General features: G+C 74.6%; 11 protein-coding genes. 7 read left to right on the plus strand and 4 right to left on the minus strand.

The genetic code is table 11. The annotated features are described in order from the left end of the window. Positions 1 to 113 precede the first annotated feature (113 nt). The 4 genes from VGC13_RS11145 to VGC13_RS11160 all read left to right on the plus strand — a co-directional run bounded on the left by VGC13_RS11145 (position 114) and on the right by VGC13_RS11160 (position 6084). A complete protein-coding gene (locus VGC13_RS11145; protein WP_331125331.1) occupies positions 114 to 2180 on the plus strand; it encodes a phage tail sheath family protein in 2067 nt (688 codons plus the stop codon). Positions 2181 to 2247: 67 nt separating this feature from the next. Then, complete coding sequence (locus tag VGC13_RS11150) at positions 2248 to 4725, plus strand: phage tail sheath family protein (protein ID WP_331125332.1); 2478 nt, start codon at positions 2248 to 2250, stop codon at positions 4723 to 4725. Positions 4726 to 4784: 59 nt separating this feature from the next. Next, positions 4785 to 5342 carry a phage tail protein gene (locus VGC13_RS11155; protein WP_331125333.1) on the plus strand — a complete coding sequence of 186 codons (558 nt, stop codon included), beginning with the start codon at positions 4785 to 4787 and terminating at the stop codon, positions 5340 to 5342. Between the two features lie 4 nt (positions 5343 to 5346). Beyond that, positions 5347 to 6084 carry a hypothetical protein gene (locus VGC13_RS11160; protein ID WP_331125334.1) on the plus strand — a complete coding sequence of 246 codons (738 nt, stop codon included), beginning with the start codon at positions 5347 to 5349 and terminating at the stop codon, positions 6082 to 6084. Between the two features lie 686 nt (positions 6085 to 6770). Here the strand turns inward: VGC13_RS11160 and VGC13_RS11165 are convergent. The 4 genes from VGC13_RS11165 to VGC13_RS11180 all read right to left on the minus strand — a co-directional run bounded on the left by VGC13_RS11165 (position 6771) and on the right by VGC13_RS11180 (position 11923). Continuing rightward, entirely contained in the window at positions 6771 to 6908 is a 138-nt protein-coding gene (locus VGC13_RS11165) for a hypothetical protein (protein WP_331125335.1), read from the minus strand. 1685 nt (positions 6909 to 8593) lie between these two features. Beyond that, positions 8594 to 9109, minus strand: a complete 516-nt coding sequence (locus tag VGC13_RS11170) for a hypothetical protein (RefSeq protein ID WP_331125336.1) — start codon at positions 9107 to 9109, stop codon at positions 8594 to 8596. A 1242-nt stretch (positions 9110 to 10351) separates the two neighbouring features. Then, positions 10352 to 11143: a hypothetical protein gene (locus tag VGC13_RS11175; protein WP_331125337.1), complete on the minus strand. Its 792-nt coding sequence runs from the start codon at positions 11141 to 11143 to the stop codon at positions 10352 to 10354. A 282-nt stretch (positions 11144 to 11425) separates the two neighbouring features. Then, entirely contained in the window at positions 11426 to 11923 is a 498-nt protein-coding gene (locus tag VGC13_RS11180) for a hypothetical protein (protein WP_331125338.1), read from the minus strand. On the opposite strand from VGC13_RS11180, the gene VGC13_RS11185 reads away from it, so the two are divergent. Genes VGC13_RS11185 through VGC13_RS11195 form a run of 3 tightly spaced genes read left to right on the plus strand, consistent with a single transcriptional unit; the run spans position 11913 to position 15555 of the window. After that, positions 11913 to 12311, plus strand: a complete 399-nt coding sequence (locus VGC13_RS11185) for a hypothetical protein (protein ID WP_331125339.1) — start codon at positions 11913 to 11915, stop codon at positions 12309 to 12311. The genes VGC13_RS11180 and VGC13_RS11185 overlap by 11 nt on opposite strands. Next, entirely contained in the window at positions 12308 to 13576 is a 1269-nt protein-coding gene (locus tag VGC13_RS11190) for a DUF4255 domain-containing protein (RefSeq protein ID WP_331125340.1), read from the plus strand. Before VGC13_RS11185 ends, VGC13_RS11190 begins: the two co-directional genes overlap by 4 nt. Further along, positions 13573 to 15555: an ATP-binding protein gene (locus VGC13_RS11195; RefSeq protein ID WP_331125341.1), complete on the plus strand. Its 1983-nt coding sequence runs from the start codon at positions 13573 to 13575 to the stop codon at positions 15553 to 15555. The genes VGC13_RS11190 and VGC13_RS11195 overlap by 4 nt, the downstream gene beginning before the upstream one ends. Positions 15556 to 15674 lie beyond the last annotated feature (119 nt).

A 15674-nucleotide genomic window follows, 5' to 3' on the forward strand; every position in this document is an offset into this window, starting at 1 on the left:
TCTGTTCCATGCTCCCGCTCTCCGTCATGGCGTGCCCGTGACGGCGGGTCTTCTCTCCCCACCGCGCTCCGGCCCCGGGCCCGCGCGTCCACGTTCTCCCCCAGGAGGGCACCATGCCGGTCGCGGTCAGCTATCCAGGCGTCTACATCCAGGAAATCCCCAGCGGCGTCCACACCATCGCGGGCGTGTCCACGTCGGTGACGGCGTTCGTGGGGCGGGCCTTTCGGGGGCCCGTGAACATGCCCACCACCGTGAACAGCTACGCCGACTACCAGCGCTTCTTCGGCGGGCTGAACGCGGACAGCACCATCAGCTACTCGGTGCGCGACTTCTTTCAGAACGGCGGCGGGCAGGGCGTGGTGGTGCGGGTGTTTTCGCCCGGGCCCGGGAGCGACGGCACGTACGCCGAGGCCGCGACGATCGTGGTGAGCCAGCCGCCGGAGCAGCCCCTGATCCTGTACGCTGCCCTCGAGGTAGCGGACGCGGCGTGGCTGGCGGCCCTTCAGCCCGGCTCGTCGCCGACGACCGTGCGGCAGGCGGCATTGTTCGCGTCGTCCGGATACCGCACGCGCACCGCGGTCGAGCGGAACGCCGCGAGCGTGGTGGCGAACGCCGTCACCGGCTCCGAGGCCGACGCGTACGAGGCGGCCGGAAACGCCTTGACCGCGCTCGGCACGCTGAACATCGCGGGCGTTGACCTTTCACCCGTGGCGGCCGCGCTCGCCGCGGGGTGGGCAAAGGCGGCCGACCCGGCCGCGCAGGCGGCGGACGTTTCGGAAGAGGTCGGCAACGGGCTGGAAGGCCTGCGGGAGCCCGCCGCGGATGCGGCCGCGCGCCCGGGGGCCACGCCCCTGTCGGTGATGCGGGCCGCCTCGGCGGCCGCCGTGCACGCGGTGGCCGCCGTCGGCGCCACCCCATCCCTCACCTTCGCCGCCGCCAACCCCGGCGACTGGGCCAACGGCGCGCTGACGGTCGCCATCGACCAGAAAGGCATCGTCACCGCGCAGCAGGACAAGCTGCTGAACGTGACCGTGACCTACGCGGACCCCGGGGGAGCCCCCACCGTCGAATCGTTCCTGGCCGTGTCGGTGGAGCAGGGGGCGGGGCCCAACCGGCTGGACGCCGTGCTGGCCGCGCAGTCCAACTTCATCACGTTCACCTATCCGGCCGCGCAGCCCGTCATTCCGAACAACGCCGGCAAGGGGGCCGTCGGCACCGCCAGCGGGGGCAAGCCCAGCGACGCGCTCACGGAAGAGACCCTCGAGGGAAGCCAGGCCACCAAGACGGGGATGTACGCGCTGGAGCTCTACGACCTGTTCAACATCCTGGTAATCCCGCCGGACACCCGGGCGACCACGGACCCCACCACCGACTGGTACCTGGACGTATACCAGGCCGCCGCGGCCTACTGCCTGCAGCGGCGCGCGTTCCTCATCATCGACCCGCCGTTCAAATGGACGAGCGAGTGGACGAAGGGGGAGGCCAACCAGATCCAGATCACCGACCTGCACAGCTACGGGCCCGAGGGCGAGAACGCGGCCGTGTACTTTCCCCACCTGATGGAGGGGGACCCGCTGATGAACGGGCAGCCCATGACCATGCCGCCCTCGGGCGCCATCGCGGGGATCTACGCCCGGACCGACGCGGCGCGCGGGGTGTGGAAGGCGCCCGCGGGGATCACGGACGGCGCCATCAGCGGGGTGATCGGGCTGGAGCTGAAGATGACCGACGCCGACAACGGCTTCCTTAACCCGCAGGGGATCAACGCGCTGCGCAGCTTTCCCACCTTTGGCTCGGTGGTGTGGGGCGCGCGCACGCTGTGGGGCTCCGACGCGCGGTCGGACGACTACAAGTACGTGCCCGTGCGGCGGCTGGTGCTGTACCTGGAGGAAAGCCTGTACCGGGGCACGCAGTGGGCCGTGTTCGAGCCCAACGCCGAGCCGCTGTGGGCTTCGCTGCGGCTGGCCGTGGGCGGGTTCATGGGCGACCTGTACCGGCAGGGGGCGTTCGCGGGCGCCAGCGCCAAGGACGCGTACTTCGTGGCGTGCGACGCCACCACGACCACGCAGAACGACATCGACCTGGGCATCGTGAACGTCACGGTGGGCTTTGCTCCGCTCAAGCCCGCCGAGTTCGTGGTGCTCACCATTCAGCAGATCGCCGGGCCGGCCGCGACCTGAGCCTCCGCGCGCGCCGCCGCACGGGCTGCCGCGGCGCGCCTTTCCTTCATCCTGACGGGGGCATTCCATGCCAGTCACGGTCTCCTATCCCGGCGTGTACGTACAGGAGATTGCCAGCGGGAGCCACGCCATCTCCGGCGTATCCACCTCGGTAACGGCGTTCGTGGGCCGGGCCTACCTGGGCCCCACCAACACGCCGACCGCGGTGAGCAGCTTCGCGGAGTTCCAGCGCATGTTCGGCGGGCTGAACCGCGGGTACCCGCTGAGCTACGCGGTGCACGACTTTTTTCAGAACGGCGGCGGCGAGGCGGTGGTGGTGCGCCTGTACGCCCCCGTGTACACGGCGCCCTACACCCAGGTGAGGGCCGCGGGTGACGCGGCCAAGGCCGCGCTGGCCGTCGTCACGGCCGTGGAGGCGTCGTACAAGTCGGCGGGGAAGACGCTCACGAAGGAGCAGTCCGCGACGGCCAGCGCCGTGGGCCACGCCCTGGCGCAGGCCAAATACCCGGGCGGGGCGGGGAACGGCGGCGGGGACGCGGTGGAGCAGGCCGCCGCGAGCTGGATGGCGGACTGGTACGACAGCCAATTCGCCGCGAACCCCACGCCCGACGTGGCCACGCTCAACCCGGCGGCGGCCACGGCCTCGGGCGCCACCGGGGCGGTGGCGTTCGCCGCACCCAACCCGGACCCCGCGGCGATCCTGGTCGCGGCGCCGGCGGGGCTGGCCGACGCGTGGACGGGGATCCAGGCGGTGATCACGGCGGTGTGGGCGGAAGTGGGCCGCACGGGCAGCCCCGCCGTCACGCCACAGACGGTGGTGCAGCAGGCGTCGGCGGCGGCCGCGCTCTTTCCGGCGCCTTCCACGGCGCGGACCGCGGCGCAGGCGCTGGCGACGGGGGTGCAGCTGTACTGGAGCGGGCACAGCGACGCGAAGCCGGAGGAGATCGCCGAGCAGGCTTCGGCGCCGGGCGTGCCGACCACCAGCCCGGGGAGTGCGGCCCAGGCGCTGAACGCCGCGCTCACGCTGGGCGCGGCGGCGGGCGCGGTGCTCAACCCCGCGGTCGACGCCGCGGCCGACGTGTTCGCGGCCCTGGGCAAGGCCGTGGGCGCCGGGGACGAGCTGGATGCCATCCGGGAGGCCGTAAAGAAGGAAGCGGGCAAGTTCACGGACGGCAACGCGAAGACGGCTGCCGACGCCGTCGAGGACGCCGTCGACGCGGCGTCGGCCTTGCCCGCGAACGTGCTGGCGGGGGCGGGGCAGGCGGTGGCGCCCGCGCTCGCGTCGCTGTTCTCGCCGCTGACGCTTACCGCGGCGTCGCCGGGCGACTGGGCCAACGGCGCGCTCAGCGTGTCGTTTGACCAGACCAACGTTTCCGGCCCCACCTACTTCAACCTGCGCGTGGCGTACGCGCCCCTGGTGGGCTCGCCGGCCACGGAGCAGTTCATGGGCGTGTCGCTGCAGCCCGACACGGGCGCGCAGCGGCTGGACCGGGTGCTGGCCAACCAGTCCAACCTGATCCGCTTCGGGTGGGACTACTCCCAGCCGCCCCCCGCGCTCCCCATTCCGGGCGCCGCGGGAACGGCCACGGGCGGGTCCGCCGGGTTCCCGCTGGGGCTGGCCGACTACCTGGGCGACGCCAACGCCAAGACGGGGCTGTACGCGCTGGACCTCTTCGACCTGTTCAACCTGCTGGTGGTTCCCCCCGACCAGTGGCCCGACGCGGCGCCGCAGCCGGCGTGGATGCTGGAGGTGTTTCAGACGGCGGCGGCGTACTGCCGCCAGCGCCGCGCCTTTCTTCTCATCGACCCTCCGCCGCAGTGGACCAGCGACTGGAAGCAGGGGCAGGTGTCCACCATCCAGATCACCGACCTGGGTGGCTACGGCCCGGAAGGCGAGAACGCGGCCGTGTACTTTCCCAACCTGGTGGAGGGCGACCCGCTGCAGAACGGCGCCTCCATCACCATGGCGCCCTCGGGCGCGCTGGCCGGCATCTTTGCCCGCACCGACGCGGCGCGCGGGGTGTGGAAGGCGCCGGCCGGCATCAACGACGGCGCCATCAGCGGGGTGACGGGGGTGTCGCTGCGCCTGACCAACGACGAGAACGGGATGCTGAACCCGCAGGGCATCAACTGCCTGCGCAGCTTTCCCGTGTACGGCTCGGTGGTGTGGGGCGCGCGCACGCTGTGGGGCTCGGACGCGCGCTCCGACGACTACAAGTACGTGCCCGTGCGCCGGCTGGCGCTGTACATCGAGCAGAGCCTGTACGCCGGCACCCAGTGGGCCGTGTTCGAGCCCAACGCCGAGCCCCTGTGGTCGTCGCTGCGGCTGGCGGTGGGCAGCTTCATGAACGGGCTGTTCGCGCAGGGCGCCTTTGCCGGCACCAGCGCGTCGCAGGCGTACTCGGTGCGCTGCGACGCCACCACCACCACGCAGACCGACATCGACAACGGCGTGGTGAACGTGCTGGTGGGCTTTGCGCCCCTCAAGCCGGCGGAGTTCGTGGTCCTCAGCATTCAGCAGATCGCCGGCCAGATCCAGACCTGAGCACATGGCCGCCCGGCGCTCCGCCGGACCGGCCTCACCCCCTGCGCACGGAGGGCAGCATGCCGCAGTTCACCAAGGACGCCACCCGCATCGACCCGTACAAGAACTTCAAGTTCGTGGTCACCTGGGACGGCCAGGCCGTGGCCGGCGTAAGCCAGGTCAGCGGCCTGGGACGCACGACGGACCCCATCGAGCACCGCGAGGGCGCCGACCCCATCGGCACGCGGGTGTCGCCGGGGCGCACCAAGGTCACGCCCGTAACGCTGAGCCGCGGGGTGACGCACGACCAGACCTTCGAGTGGTGGGCCAACAAGGTGTGGTTCTGGAGCAACGAGCAGCAGTCGCTGGCCGCCAACACCAACGGCCAGAACATGTCGCTGGCCGACTTTCGCAAGGACATCAACATCGCCCTGTTCAACGAGGCGGGGCAAAAGGTGATCGCCTACAACCTGTATCGCTGCTGGCCCTCGGAGTTCGAGGCGCTGCCGGACCTGGACGCCAACGGCAACGGGGTGGCCATCCAGAAGCTGGTGCTGCAGCTGGAAGGGTGGGAGCGGGACGTCAGCGTGTCGGAGCCCGCGCCGGCAAAGTACGGCAACCTGCCGGCGGCGAGCTGACCTGATGCGCGCGCTTTCTGCCCGCGACGTGGTGCAGGTGTGGGAGGCGGGCCGGGAGCGGCACCCGGTAGACCGGGCGCTTCTGGTGCTGGCCGCCGCCCTGCCGCGCAGCTCGCGCGACGAGCTGGCCGCGCTGAGCGTGGGCGAGCGCGACGCGCTGCTGCTCACCGTTCGCGAGCAGACGCTGGGCCCGCGCCTGGCGTGCTTCGTAAAGTGCCCCCGCTGCGCCGTTCCGGCGGAGTTCGCGGCGGAGGTGGACGAGGTGCGCCTGGCGCGGCCCGGCGAGCCGGTGGCGCGGGAGCATGCGCTGCTGGCGGATGGATGGGAGGTGCGCTACCGGCTGGTGGACAGCCGCGACCTGGCGGCGGTGGCGGGGCACACCGACCCGGCCTTTGCCCGCCGGCTGCTGCTGACGCGCTGCGTGCTCGAGGCGCGGCGCGAAGGCGAGCCGGTGGCGGCGCAGCGGGTGCCCGAGCCGGTGCTGGCCGCGCTGGCGGGCGAGCTGGTGCTGCGCGACCCGCAGTCCGAGATCGAGTTTTCCCTCAGCTGCCACGCCTGCGGCACGCGCTGGAGCGCGGTGCTTGACGTGGCGGCGTTCCTGTGGGCGGAATTGTCGGTGCTGGCGCGGCGGCTGCTGCGCGAGGTGCACGCGCTGGCGGCGGTGTACGGCTGGCGCGAGTCGGAGATCCTGGCCATGAGTGCGCCGCGCCGCGCGGCGTACCTTGAGATGGTGGGCACGTGAGCGACGCCTGGCTGCGGCGGCTGCAGGCGGACGCCGGCGAGGCGCCGCGGGTGGAGCCCGTGGCGGCGTCGCGCTTTGCGGAGGGGGCGGCGCTGCTGGACCCCGGTGGCGAGATGGCGGGCCCCGCCGAGCCCGACCGCGTGGAGCCGGTGCGCCACGGCGGTGCCACCTACGGCGAGGTGGGCGCCGCGTTCCCGGCGCTGCTGGAGGGGGACTGGGAGAACGCGTCCGCCCTTTCGCTGCTCTCGGTTCTGCACGCCCCCGCGCTGGTGGAGCCCTTTGGCGACGAGGCGGAGCCCGCCTGGGGCGATGATGCGGAGGACGGAGATGAGGGCGGGGATGCGCCCTCCGCGCTCCATCCCCCGCAACCCGCCCTCCCGGCGTCCGCCGCGGATGCCGCCCGCCACGGCGCGGATCACCCGGTGCTGCAGGCAGTCGTCGCGGATGCGGGCCGCGATTCCGCGCATCACCCGGCGCAGCAGGCAGTCGCCGCGGATGCGCGTCGCGATTCCGCGCATCACCCGGCGCAGCAGGCAGTCATTGCGGATGCGGGACGCGATTCTGTGCATCACCCGGCGCTGCCGTCAGTCGCTGCGGATGCGGATCGCGATTCGATCGGTCATCCGGTGCTGCCGGCCGTTGCTGCGGATGCGGATCGCAATTCCGTGCATCATCCAGCGCTGCCGTCAGTCACTGCGGATGCGGGGCGCGATTCCGTAGATCATCCGGTGCTGCAGGCAGTCGCTGCGGATGCGGGCCGCGATTCCGCGCATCACCCGGCGCAGCAGGCAGTCGTCGCGGATGCGGGACGCGATTCTGTGCATCACTCGGCGCTGCCGTCAGTCACTGCGGATGTGGATTGCGATTCGGTGGATCGCCCGGTGGCCCCCGCAGTTGTCGCGGATTCGGGTCGCGATTCCGTGCATCACCCGGCGCTGCCGTCAGTCGCTGCGGATGCGGGACGCGATTCCGTGCATCACCCGGCGCTACCGGCAGTCATCGCGGATGCGGGCCGCGCCACGGCGGACCGGCCGGCATCGGCGGCTTCGATGCGTGCTGGTGCGGATGGCGGAGCGGAGACGCGGACGGGCCCTGCCGTACCCGCCGCGAGCGCCGCGCCGACCGCTGCGCATGGAGGCGTGGCATCGGCCGATCCGGCTGTCGCATCCGCAGCCACACCGGCTGGCGTAGGCGCGTCCACGATGGGAGCGGCGGTGCAGCGGATGGCGGGGGATGCGGACGATTCGCCGCCATCCGCCCCGCCCGCCGCTTCCGACGTGGTGCGACGCGCGGCAGCCCTGGAGCCGGCGAGCGGCGCGCGGACGCCGGTGGAGGCGAAGTACGCAGCTGGAGATGCGCCGCAATCCGTCCTGCCAGGGCAGTCGCGGTCGGCCGCGGCGGGCGGGGCAGTCCCGGCGGATGCGAGTCTCTCCGTCTCGGACCGTAGCGAAGCTGGCGAAGTGCACCGCGCTCGCACCGCCTCCGAGGCGGGGGCGGCGATGGATGCCACCGAAGTGGACGCGCAGCCCGGTGCACCTGGCGCCCTTCACGCCGTCCTTCCGGCCACGCCCGCGCTCGCGGTGCCGCACCCGGACGCGGTCCTTGCCTCCACGCCCGCGGATGCCATCGCGGGAGTGCGGCCGGACGCGCCCGCCCGTGGGGCGCAGGCCGTGAGCCCCGCGGATGGCGCGAACCCTTCCCGTCCGTCCGGCACCGCGCTCACTGCGGATCAAGCGGGCGCTGTGGGTGGCACCGGCGCACGGATCGAGGGCCGCGCACCGGTGCCGGAGCCGCGCGGGGAAGCCTCCGCGCCGGCCTCGGCGGACGGCGGACCGGGCGAGACGGCAGCGGACCGCAGATCGGGCGAGACGGCGGCGGGCACTGAGCCCATCCTGGCCCGCACGGCAGAGGCGGCCGGCGGAAGGCGCGAGACCGCCGCGTTCCGCATGGACAGCGGAAGCGTGGCACCGGCGGGGAACGCCGCGGACCTGGCGGATGCGCCTGCTTCGGCCCCCGCCGAGCCTCGTGGCACCGGGGTGGCCGCGTCTCCCTCTTTGGGCGCAGCGGCTGCGGCGGAGCGCGACCCTGTCACGACGGCCGCCGCACGCTCCGCCGCCACCGACAGCTCCGCGGACGGCAATCCCTCCGTCCGCCCGTCCGTTGCCCCCGCTGGCGATGGCGGGGTACCGGAGCTTCCCTCGGCTGAGGGTTCGGCGGCCGTGCGCGCGGACGCGGCGCCTGCCCTCCGGCCCGCGGCCGGCGCTGGCGCCGTGCAGGAAGCGTCGTCGTCGCCCGCGGTCTCGGGCGTGATCGCGCCGGCTGGTGGGGATGGACGTGGGGGCGTGCCGGCCGGGGTGATGCCGGCCGCTGCCGTGCCGGCGCTTGCACCGGATGCTCCCCACACGGGCGCAGCTGCGCGGAACGCGGGCAGCGGAGAGGCGGGCGCTCCGCTCCTTTCCAACTCGACGGCCAGGCCCGAGCCGGGAGCGCTCGCACAATCCGCTGGACGTCATGCGCAGGCCGCGCCCGCCGCGGGAATCGTCTCTCCCGCCGAGGCGGCTTCCGCCGCGCCCGGGGCGAGCGAGCAGACGCGTTTTGTGCCTGCGCCGGAGTCTCTGGCTGCACCCGGCGCATTGCCCATCCGGCCTGAAGCCCTGCCGCTGGCGCCGCGCGCGATTCCCTCCACGGCGGGGGAGCCGCATGCGCCCGCGCCGCGTCCCGGCGAGCCGTCGCTGGTGGGCTCGCGCATCGCCGGGCCGGAGCACGCCCCGCCCGGCGCGACGCCCGTGATCGGCATCGGCATGGCCGCGGATGCCGGGCCATCCGCCACTGTGCTCCCGACCACGCCGTCCCTGGCCGCCGCGCCGATCGCATCCACCGCGCCCGCCGCGCCCGTCGCATCCGCCGCGCCCGTCGCGTCCGCCGCATCCGCCGCATCCGCCGCATCCGCCGCCGGGCCCATCCAGCGGTTTTCGGTGGATTCATCCGGCGCCGCACCGGCCGCGGCGGCGAGCATGGCGCCCATGGGTTCTCCGTCCGCCCCGCTCGGCGCAGTTGCTCCGCTCGCCCCGGTTGCCACGCTGGCTCCCGTGGCGGGCTCTCTGGCCGCGACACCTCTGCTGCCGCTCGCTGCCGGCTCCGCTCCGCCGGGACGCGGCGGCGAATCGATCGTACCCGCCCACCCGGGTGAATCCCTCGCGGCTGAGACCCGGCCCGCCGCATCCCTCACCCCGGCGGCGCACCCGGCCGTACCTCTCGGCCCCGCGGAGCAATCAGCCGCGGCAGCCAGCGCAGCCGCGCCCACGCCCTCCGCGGCGATGCCGGCCGCGGAGGTGCTTCCGGCCGCGTCCGCCGAACCGCTGAACGCGAGCACCGGTCCGGCCACGCCGCCGCAGACGCTTGTCGGCACGCCGGGCGCCGTCGCCCCATCGGTCTCGTTGGAGGCTCCGGTTGCGGCGGCGCATGGAGCGTCCGGTGAACTGGCCGTCGTGCACCCGGCGCAGATTGCGGCGGAGCATGCGGCGATCGAGCCTGCGCGGCGCGATGAGCCCGGCGCGCGGCCCGGCCCATCAGCTTCCGGCTTGGCGCACCAGGGGGCGGTTGATGTGGCTCCTGCGCCCGTACGGCGCGACGAGGCTGGCGCAGGGTCAGGCGCATTGGCTCCGGGCGTGGCGCACCAGGCGGGCGATGCGGCTCCTGCGCCCGTGTGGCGTGATGGCTCCGCCGCGCAGACGAGCGCACCGGCTTTGCGGCAGGCGCACCGGACAGCGGGGGACGATGCGGAGCAGGCGGCCGCGCAGACGGGGCGGGTCGCGGGCGGAGCGGTGGATGCGCGTCCGGTGCAGGAGCGCCAGGCTGAAAGCTCAACTCGCCTCGCGCACGAAATCGCACCCGTGCTGCCTGCGCTGGAGGGGCAGGGGCGGGGGCAGTCGGAAAGCCTGGGGATGACCGGCGCAGCGCCGGCCGCGGATGACGTGCACGATGCGTCCGCCGCGCGGGCGGGCGCACTGCACGGGCGGCAGGATCACCGCAACGCGGGGACGCCTGCCGCACGGCCGGATACGAAGCCGAGCGGCGCGACGCACGCGTCCGCTGGTTCCGCGGGCGCTGCCGCCAGCCACGCGGCGGCGGAACCGACGGACGGCGCCGCGCGAGAACGTGGCGCAACGCCGGCGGATGCGGCACCTACACCCGCAGGCCCGGGCGCTCGGCCGCGGCAGGTGGATGCGCGGGCAGAATCCGCCGCCGGATCGGTCCGGCCGCGGACCTACGCGCCGGCCGCCGCTCCGGAGATCGCACCGAGCGGAGCGTCGCAGTCTCCGGATGCCTTTACCGGCCAAGAGGTCACGCCCGCCGCTCTGCCGGAGATGCGATCCGCGTCGCCCGACCCGGTGCGGCCCGTGATCGTCGCGCGGTCCGCGGATGCGAGCCAAGCCCCCTCGGCGCCGGCCGTGGCTCCGGGCGCCTCAGCCTCAGCCGCATCCAGCGCTCGCGTATCGCCGGCACCGTCCGCCGCGGATTCCGCTGCACCGGCCGTGGCCGCATCCGCCGCGTTCGCGCAGCCGGGCCATCCGGCCGCGCGTGCGAACTCGGCGGCATCGGCCGCGCGCGGCGCATCCGAATCCGCTGGCGTGGCTGGCCCGGCCTCACACGCAGCGCCCGGGAGCCCGGCCTCCGTGATCCCGGCTGCATCGGCCACAGCCGCCGATCCGGTCGCGGCGCCGAGCCCGTCGGCGCTGACGGCATCCACCGCTCCCGTGATCCTGTCCGCATCGGTCACAGCCGCCGAATCAGTCGCGGCGCCGCGTTCTGCGAGGCTGGCAGCATCCGCGGCTTCGGAGACCCCGATTGCATCCGCCGCATTCGTTGATCCGGTCGCGGCGCCGGGTTCCGTGAGACTGGCGGCATCCACCGCTTCCGTCATCCCGGCCGCATCCACTGCATCCACTGCATCCACCGCATCCTCGGGTGCCGTGGTCCCGGCCGCGATGGCTGGCTCCCAACCCGCCGCGCCGGTCCAGCCGCGTTCGCAGGTACCGAGCGCCGCCGAGGCGGGCATCGTGTCCAGCGGAGCGCTGCAGGCAACCGGTGGGTCGCCGGGCCAGCGGACCGCGCGCGCCGACGGACCGGCAGCGCGGCCCACGGCGCGCCCTGCATCCGCCGAATCGGTGGTGCCTGTTGCATCCCCGACTTCCGGGACGCTTGGCACATCGTCAGATCACGCGAGCCCGTCCGCATCCGCCCCGGCGAGATCGTCGAACCCCGCGGCGCGCGCTGCATCCGCCGAATCCGTGGTTCCGGCTGCATCCACGGCTTCCGCGACGCCGGCCACATTGCCGCGTCACGCGGGCCCGGCTGCATCCGCCGCCCCGGCGAGAGCGTCGAATCCCGCGGCGCGCGCTGCATCCGCCGAATCCGTGGTCCCGGCTGCATCCACGGCTTCCGCGACGCCGGGCGCTTCATCGCGCCATGTGAGTCCGGCTGCATCCGCCGCTCCGGCGAGATCGTCGAATCCCGCGGCGCGCGCTGCATCCGCCGAATCCGTGGTGCCGACGGTATCCACCACCTCCGCGACGCCGGCCGCATCGTCGCGCCACGAGAGCCGGGCCGCATCGGCCGCTTCCGTGCTTCCGGCTGCAGCCACGACCCTCGCGACGCCGGCCGTAGCCGCCGATCCCGCGAAGCCAGTCTCACCCGCCACGCCGAAGGCATCGCCGAACGTCGCCGCGCGCACGGCATCCGCGGCATCTATCGTTTCGACTGTGCCCGCGGTGGCGGCTCCGGCCGTCCCGTCGAGCTCGTCGAGGCCGGCCACGTCCGCCGCATCTTTGCGTTCCACGAGCCCGGCCGCATCCGCCGCCTCCGCCGGCGCGGCGACAGCGGCGGAGTCCAGGGGGCGGGCCGCATCCGCCGCGCCCCTGGTTCCGGCCGCGCCCCCGGCTCGCGTGGCGCAGGCGGCACCCGCCGTGGTGCCGGCCGCCAGCGCGCCGCCGGCTTCGCCCGCGGACGAGCCGGGGCGGCGCGCGGGGGCGGTGGTGCCCGCGCCGGAGGCGGAGAGCCCGTTGCGGCCGGTGCGGCCGGCGGAGGCGCCGGCCATCGAGATCGAGATCGCGGGGGTGCGGGTGGTGGGGCGCGCCCCGCAGCCCGCCCGCGCCCCCCGCGGCCGCGCGCAGCCCCGCACCCCGCTGGCCGACTACGTACGGCGCTGGGGAGGGGCGGGCCGATGAGCAACTACCTGGCGGTCGCCGCGGTGACCGAGACGCTGGCGCACATCATCCGCGAGGCGGTGACGCCCGTGATCCCCGGCGTGCTGGTGAGCACCACCCGCCCCGACCGCGCCGGCAAGGACGCCGCGCCGCGCGTGAACGTGTACCTGTACCAGGCTACGCCCAGCCCGGCCCTGCGCAACAGCGACCTGCCCATGCGCGACTCCGCCGGCCGGCTGGCCCACGCCCCGCGCACCCCGCTGAACCTGTTCTACCTGGTCACCTTCTACGGCCCCGACGAGCAGCTGGTGCCGCAGCAGCTGCTGGCGCTCACCATGAGCACCGTGCACACCCACGCGGTGCTGGGGCCCGACACGGTGGTGGCGGCCCTGCGCTCGGCGCCCAACGGCTTTCTGAACGGCTCGGACCTGGGATACCAGCGCGAGCTGGTGACCGTTTCGCCGCTCACCATGAACCTGGAAGAGCTGTCGAAGCTGTGGCAGATCATGTTCCAGGTGCCGTACAGCCTGACCGTGGCCTACCAGGCCTCGGTGGTGATGCTGGACGGCGCGCCCGTCCCCGCGGCGCTCCCGGTGCACAGCATCGGCGCCGTGCCCGCGCCGGGACTGCCGCCCTCCATCACCGGCGTCGCGGGGCTGGACGGGGCGCCGCTGGCGGCGGGGGGCACGGCGGTGGTCTCGGGGCGCGGGCTGGGCGGCCCAACCGCCGTCGCCACCCTGGGCGGCGTGCCGCTGGCAACCCTGCCCGGGTCCACCGACACCCGCGTGCTGGTGCTGCTGAAGGGCGCCGGGCTGCGCGCGGGCAGCGCCGCACTGCAGGTGGGCCCACGGACCGGCCCACCGGGCGGCCCGCCAGACAACCCGCCGCGCGCGGTGGGGACCCACGACGTCACGCTTCTCCCCGTCATCGTCCGCAACCGCGTGCGGGCGGAGCAGGTGGAGCGCATGCGCGACGGCACGCGGCGCGGCACCCTGCGCCTTTCCATCCGCCCCGCCCCCGGCCCCGGCCAGCGCGTCACGGTGCTGCTGAACGCGCTTCCCGCCGCGGGCACGACGGCCCCGGCGGGGCCGGCACCCGCCTTTGCCCTGGAGGTGCCGCTTCCCCTTCCCGCGCCCCCGGCCCGGCGCGGCGGCCGCATCGACGTGGGCTTCGCGGGCGTGCCGCCGGGGGTGTACGCGGTGCGCGTGCAGGTGGACGGCGCCCGCAGCCCCCTGGCGTCCACGACGGGCGGCGCGCTGAACCTTCCCTCGGTGACCATCCAATGAGCGCGCGCTCCTGGACCGAGGCCAACCAGCGCCACCTCACGGCCTCCATCGCCGTGGTGCGCGCGCAGCTGGAGGCGCGCGCGGGCGACGAGGGCGCCCCCAGGGCCGAGGCCAGGGCGCGGGACCAGCTGGCGCGGGCGCAAAAGGCCATGCACGCCCCGGCGGCGCTGGACGCGCTGGTACAGGCGTTCGGCCTGTCCGAGTTCGAGCGCGGCATTTTGCTGCTGTGCGCGGGGGCCGAGCTGGACGGCGGCTTCGCGGCGCTGCTGGGCCGGGTGCACGGCGACCCGGCGCGGCCGTACGCCACCCTGGGGCTGGCGCTGGCGGTGCTGCCGGACGCGCACTGGAGCGCGCTGAGCCCCGCGTCGCCGCTGCGGCGCTGGCGGATGGTGGAGGTGGGGGCCGGCACGGCGCTCACGGCCGGGCCGCTGCGCATCGACGAGCGGGTGCTGCACCACCTGGCCGGCGTGCGCTACACGGACGGGCGGCTGGCGGGGTTGATGGAGACGGTGGCCGCGCCGGAGGAGCTGGTGGAGTCGCACGCGGCGCTGGCGCGGCAGGTGGCGGCCACCTGGGGGGGCGCGGACGACGGGGCGCCGCTCCCCGCGGTGCAGCTGCACGGGCCCGACCCGGCCAGCCGCCGCGCCGTGGCGGCCGACGCCTGCCGCCTGCTGGGGCTGGAGCTGGGCGCCGTGGCCGCGCACGCCCTCCCCACCGCCCCGGCCGAGCTGGAGGAGCTGCTGCGGGTGTGGGAGCGCGAGGCGGCCTTCAGCCCGGCGGCGCTGCTGGTGGAGCGCGACGACGCCGACACGCCGGACCCCGCCCGCGAGGCGGCGCTCACCCGGGTAGTGGACGGGCTGAACGCCCCCCTGCTGCTGAGCGGCCGCGAGCCCCGCTCGGCGCGCCAGCGCCCCCTGGTGAACGTGGAGGTGCCGCGCCCCACCCGCGGCGAGCAGCGCGCCCTGTGGACGGCGGTGCTGGGCCCGGCGGCGAAGGGGATGGACGAGGCGGTGGAGCGGATGGCGGAGCAGTTTACCCTGGGCCCCCCCGCCGTGCGCGCCGCGGCGGCGGCCGCGCAGGGGCGGGTGCGCGAGGCGGGCGGCCGGGGCGGGCGGGACGCGCTGGCGGCGGCGCTGTGGGAGGCGTGCCGGCAGCAGGCGCGCCCCGCGCTGGAAGAATTGGCGCAGCGCATCCCGGCCACGGCCGGGTGGGACGATCTGGTGCTTCCCCCCGCGCAGGCCGAGGTGCTGCGGGGGCTGGCGGCCCAGGTGCGCGACCGGCCCCTGGTGCACGGGCGCTGGGGGTGGGCGGGGCGGGGCTCGCGCGGGCTGGGGATCACCGCCCTGTTCGCGGGCGAAAGCGGCACCGGCAAGACCACGGCGGCCGAGGTGGTGGCGCACGAGCTGGGGCTGGACCTGTTCCGCATCGACCTGAGCGGCGTGGTCAGCAAGTACATCGGCGAAACGGAAAAGAACCTGCGCCGGGTGTTCGACGTGGCCGAAGAGGGCGGGGCGGTGCTGCTGTTCGACGAGGCGGACGCGCTGTTCGGGCGGCGCGGCGAGGTCAAGGACAGCAACGACCGCCACGCCAACGTGGAAGTCGCCTACCTGCTGCAGCGCATGGAGGCGTACCCCGGGCTGGCGGTGCTCACCTCCAACCTTCCCGAGTCGCTGGACCCGGCGTTCCTGCGCCGCATCCGCTTCATCGTCCACTTTCCCTTTCCCGACGCGGCGCAGCGGGCGGAGATCTGGCGGCGCGCCTTTCCCAAAGGCACGCCCACGCAGGGGCTGCGGCCGGACGACCTGGCGCGGCTGAACGTGGCGGGCGGCAACATCCGCAACATCGCGCTGAACGGGACGTTCCTGGCCGCGGCGGCGGGCACGCCGGTGACGATGGAGCTGCTGCTGCGCGCCGCGCGGATGGAATACGACAAGCTGCGCCGCCCGCTTCCCGACGGCGAGGTGCGGGGATGGGCATGATTTCGCGCGTTCCGCGGGCCTCTGCTACGTGTCTTACGCAGAGGGAGCAGAGAAAGCAGAGGGGCATCGCGCACACGCCGGCTCTGCCCGGGGGATGGATGGAAGACGGGCGCGCACGC

It is taken from the genome of Longimicrobium sp. (genome assembly GCF_036399255.1).
GTDB lineage: Bacteria > Gemmatimonadota > Gemmatimonadetes > Longimicrobiales > Longimicrobiaceae > Longimicrobium.

Excerpts from the sequence above, each read along its gene's own strand:
- VGC13_RS11175 (WP_331125337.1), bottom strand. The coding sequence starts at position 11,143 with ATGCCCGCCTCGGCGGCGCTCGGTACCTGCGAACGCGGCTGGACCGGC.
- VGC13_RS11165 (WP_331125335.1), bottom strand. The coding sequence starts at position 6,908 with ATGCACAGAATCGCGTCCCGCATCCGCGACGACTGCCTGCTGCGCCGG.
- VGC13_RS11160 (WP_331125334.1), top strand. The coding sequence starts at position 5,347 with ATGCGCGCGCTTTCTGCCCGCGACGTGGTGCAGGTGTGGGAGGCGGGC.
- VGC13_RS11155 (WP_331125333.1), top strand. The coding sequence starts at position 4,785 with ATGCCGCAGTTCACCAAGGACGCCACCCGCATCGACCCGTACAAGAAC.
- VGC13_RS11150 (WP_331125332.1), top strand. The coding sequence starts at position 2,248 with ATGCCAGTCACGGTCTCCTATCCCGGCGTGTACGTACAGGAGATTGCC.
- VGC13_RS11145 (WP_331125331.1), top strand. The coding sequence starts at position 114 with ATGCCGGTCGCGGTCAGCTATCCAGGCGTCTACATCCAGGAAATCCCC.
- VGC13_RS11190 (WP_331125340.1), top strand. The coding sequence starts at position 12,308 with ATGAGCAACTACCTGGCGGTCGCCGCGGTGACCGAGACGCTGGCGCAC.
- VGC13_RS11170 (WP_331125336.1), bottom strand. The coding sequence starts at position 9,109 with ATGGGCGCCATGCTCGCCGCCGCGGCCGGTGCGGCGCCGGATGAATCC.
- VGC13_RS11195 (WP_331125341.1), top strand. The coding sequence starts at position 13,573 with ATGAGCGCGCGCTCCTGGACCGAGGCCAACCAGCGCCACCTCACGGCC.